This is a genomic window from Kitasatospora sp. NPDC059408, from assembly GCF_042751525.1.
Classification (GTDB): domain Bacteria; phylum Actinomycetota; class Actinomycetes; order Streptomycetales; family Streptomycetaceae; genus Kitasatospora.
Genome location: NZ_JBHYWI010000175.1, coordinates 1 through 3,818 on the forward strand (window position 1 = coordinate 1; position 3,818 = coordinate 3,818).

Genomic DNA, 3,818 nt, shown 5'->3' on the forward strand with positions numbered 1-3,818 from the left:
ACCCCCCCCGCCCCCCCCTAAAATACCCCCCACAAACCAACCCCCCCCAAATCCGCCCCACAACCCCCCAAACAACCGGGCGCCCGCCCCAAAACCCCCGCCCCCCGCCGCACGCTCGAATCGGCTCAGGCCGTCACACCGCCGGGAACGGGTCCAGGTCCGGCTTCAGCAGCTGACCGGCCGCCGGCACCTTCTGGTCCACCAGGTAGCGGGTGACCAACTCGTTCAGGGCCTTGCTGCGGCCGACCGCGCAGTGCTCGATCGAGTCGACGCTGACCAGCACGGCGTTGCCCAGCTCCTGCTGCATCCGCTGCGCGAACTTGTACTGGGTGGCCGGGTCGTAGAGGTTCCCGATCACCATCACGGTGTTCGCGCTCTTGCGGTCCCACGGGCCGGCGAAGCGCTCGGCGTCGACCGCCGGGGCCGGCCAGCTCGCGCACGCCGGCGCGTCGAAGGCCTGGAAGCGGCCGAAGGTGGGCGACTCCTTCTCCCACTTGCGGGCCGCGTTGGCGAAGGCCCGGTCGTTCGACGGGTACGGCTTGTCCTGGCAGTTGACGGCCAGGTACGAGTCGTCGCCGGTGTACTCCGAGTCCGCCGGCGCCTCGCGCAGCGCGTGCGGCACGGCCACCGCGAGCCCCTTGGCGTCGTCGTCGGCGGCGGCCTTCGGGGCCAGCAGCGCGGCCGCGGCGGGCTTCTGGACCGCCTGGTACAGCGCCTGGAGCTGCTTGGCCAGGCCGGCCAGCCGGGACTGCGAGTACAGCGCGTTGGCGACCTGGTCGGTGAAGGTGCTCAGGGTGACCTTGCTGCCGTCGGCCAGCGTGACCGGGCCGTCGTGCAGGCGGTCGCGCAGCCCGTCGAACTTCGCCCGGGTGTCGCCCTCGCCGAACGCGCAGCGCGGGGCGCCCGCGGTCTGGCAGCGCTTCAGGAACTCGTCCAGGGCGATCTCGAAGCCGCCGGCGCGCTGGCGGTCGTACTCCAGGCCGTCGCTCAGGCGCAGGTCCGGGTCGACGTTGCCGTCGACGATGACCGCGCGGACCTTGTTCGGGTACATGGCGGCATAGGTGGAGCCGATCAGGGTGCCGTACGAGAAGCCGGCGAAGGTGAGCTGGGAGTCGCCGACGGCGCGGCGCATCCGGTCGAGGTCACGGACCACGTTGATGGTCGACATGTGCTCGATCAGCGGGCCGGCGTTCTTGCTGCAGGCGTCCGTGTAGTCCTGGTCGGCGTCCAGGGTCTGGTTGACCTCGGCCTTGGTGAGCGGCACGCCGATCAGCCGGGCCTGGAGGGCGTCCGCCTCCTCCTGCGTCTTGAAGCACTTGAGCGCCTGGCTCCGGGCCACGCCGCGCGGGTCGAAGCCGACCAGGTCGAAACGCGACTGGACCTCCGCCCCGAAGCGGGTGGTGGTGGCCCACAGGTAGCCGCTGCCGCCCGGGCCGCCGGGGTTCATGAACAGCGACCCGATCCGCTTCGCCGGGTCGCTCGCCCGGCGGCGCATCATCGCGATGCCGACCTTCTCGCCGTCCGGGTTGTCGTAGTCCATCGGCACCGGGTAGACGGCACAGTCGTAGATGCCCGGGTCCGGCTTGCTCGGATCGGGGTTGCACGGCTTCCAGGCGACGGGATCGACCTTCGCCTCTGCCGTCGGCGCCAGGTCGATCGGGGCGGCGGACGCGGCCACGGCGCTGCCGGTGACCAGGGCGAGAGCACAGGTGACCGCTCCGGCCAGCGTGGATATGCGGGACAAGGAACCTCCTCCGGGATGCAAGGGCGGCCCCAGCCTGTCAGCCCGTGATCTCCGTGTGAAGACCTTGTGGCACCGCAAATCAGCTGTGAATTATTCTGTGAATAGCCGGACTTGACGGTCGATTTACCCGTCGGCCGGCCGCGGGAGGTCGTCCTCGTGGTGGACGGCGAGACCGCCGGCCACGACCGCGCGTGCCGCCGGCCGGCGTCGCCGCCGAAATGACCTGACGCAAGCTCACCGTTCGGTTAACGTGCGCCACCGAACCACCTGACCAAGGATGTCGTGACACGTGACCCAGCACACCCGCCCCGCCGACCCGACGACCCCCGACAGCTTCATCACCCCGGTCGACCGCGTCTTCGTCCGCACGCACTTCGGCAAGCACCCCGAACTGGAGGCCTCCGCCTGGAGCTTGACGATCGAGGGCCTGGTCGACCGCCCCCTCGAACTGGACCTCCCCACCCTCCTGGCCCTCCCCCAGACGCACCTCACCGCCGTCCACGAGTGCCTGGGCAACCCGCTCCACCCCGACGTGCCGACCCGCGCCGTCGCGAACCTGGACTGGACCGGAGTCCCGCTGTCCACCGTGCTGGACCTGGCGGGCCCGCGCCCCGAAGCCCGGCACGTCTGGCTGGAGGGCGCCGACACCGGCAACTTCGCCGACGAGCAGGACATCTCCTACCTCAAGGACCTCCCCCTGGAGCAGGCACGCGCCGAGGTCCTCCTCGCCCACCGGATGAACGGCGAACCGCTCCTGCCCCAACACGGCTTCCCGGTCCGCGCGGTGGCACCCCGGATGTTCACCACCAACTCGGTCAAGTGGCTGACCCGCATCGTGCTCGCCGCGGAGCGGCCGGACCACCTTTTCACCACGCGCCTCTACACCCGCACCCACCCCGGCGAGACCGAACCCCGCCCGGCCCGCGAGATCGACGTCAACAGCAAACTGCTGACCCCCCGCCACGTACCCGCCGGAACAACCGAACTGGCAGGCCGCACCTGGAGCTACACCGACGTGACGACCGTCGACGTAGCAATAGACGAAGGCCCATGGCAGCGAGCCACCCTGGAACCACGCGGCACCCACCCCACCTGGCAGCGCTTCGCCCTCACCCACCACCTCACCCCCGGGCCGCACCGCATCCGCAGCCGGGCGACCGACAGCGCGGGCCGAGTACAGCCACCCGCAGGGGCACGCAACGAGGTCCACGAGATAGAAATCACGGCCTCCTGAGACTCCCCTGGTCTCCCCGCAGCGCGGCAGAGACCAGGCCACGAATCTCGTCCTCCCCGACCTCACCACCCCCCACGAGCCGGTCGAAGACCAGCCCGTCGATGCACGCCAGGAGGGTCGTCGTGCGCTCAAGAGGCGCGACGACCCCCTGCGCAACGAGGAAGGCCCGCACGCGAGCACGCCCCGCGTTCTCCCGGGGAACGAGGATCTCGCGCAGTTCGGGATCACGGACGCTCTCCACGGCACACGCGTAACGCGCCAACGAGCGGCGCCGCCCTTCGCCCGTGAGCCGTCGCCGGATCAACTCCCCGATCCCTGAAACCAGTTCATCGACCGAACCGATCGGCGGAGCCTGCTCCCCCAAGAACTGCAGCTCCCCCTGGTCCAGTTCCACCAGGCGACGAACAAGAGCGGTGAGCAACGCCTGCCGCGTGCGGAGGTAAGCCGAGGTCGTCCCCACGGGCAACCCCGCCGCCGCATCCACCGCCCGGTGCGTCAGCCCCCGAACCCCGGCGTCGGCCAGCACACCGATCGCCGCGTCCGCAAGCACCGTACGCCGATCACGAGTCTCACCCTGCTTCTGCCCCATCCCTCATTTCTACCTGCAAAAAAGACCCACCCCTCACCTCCTTACCCCCACCCCTCACCGCCGCACGAACGCACCCCCCCTCAACCACCCACCCACCCCTCATCCCTCCCCAGCGAGAGGGTGCGCTGCGGGAGGGGGTGGCTGCGGGGGTGGCCGCGGAGAGGGGCGTGACGGGTGATTTTCAGACTGCCAACGGTCCAAGCCCCCCACCCACAGAGTCGGCAGTCGGAAAATCATCCAGCCCCCGGAGC

Annotated in this window: 3 protein-coding genes; 1 reads left to right on the plus strand and 2 read right to left on the minus strand. The window is 70.3% G+C overall.

The window, feature by feature from the left end:
* Window positions 1-133 precede the first annotated feature (133 nt).
* Complete coding sequence (locus ACFXDE_RS43705) at window positions 134-1,744, minus strand: alpha/beta hydrolase (RefSeq protein ID WP_380499778.1); 1,611 nt, start codon at window positions 1,742-1,744, stop codon at window positions 134-136.
* Window positions 1,745-2,033: 289 nt separating this feature from the next.
* Between ACFXDE_RS43705 and ACFXDE_RS43710 the strand changes: the two genes are divergently transcribed.
* Complete coding sequence (locus ACFXDE_RS43710; RefSeq protein ID WP_380499779.1) at window positions 2,034-2,978, plus strand: molybdopterin-dependent oxidoreductase; 945 nt, start codon at window positions 2,034-2,036, stop codon at window positions 2,976-2,978.
* Here the strand turns inward: ACFXDE_RS43710 and ACFXDE_RS43715 are convergent.
* Entirely contained in the window at window positions 2,965-3,567 is a 603-nt protein-coding gene (locus ACFXDE_RS43715) for a TetR/AcrR family transcriptional regulator (RefSeq protein ID WP_380499781.1), read from the minus strand. The genes ACFXDE_RS43710 and ACFXDE_RS43715 overlap by 14 nt on opposite strands.
* Between the last annotated feature and the right edge of the window lie 251 nt (window positions 3,568-3,818).

Excerpts from the sequence above, each read along its gene's own strand:
- ACFXDE_RS43715 (WP_380499781.1), bottom strand. The coding sequence starts at position 3,567 with ATGGGGCAGAAGCAGGGTGAGACTCGTGATCGGCGTACGGTGCTTGCG.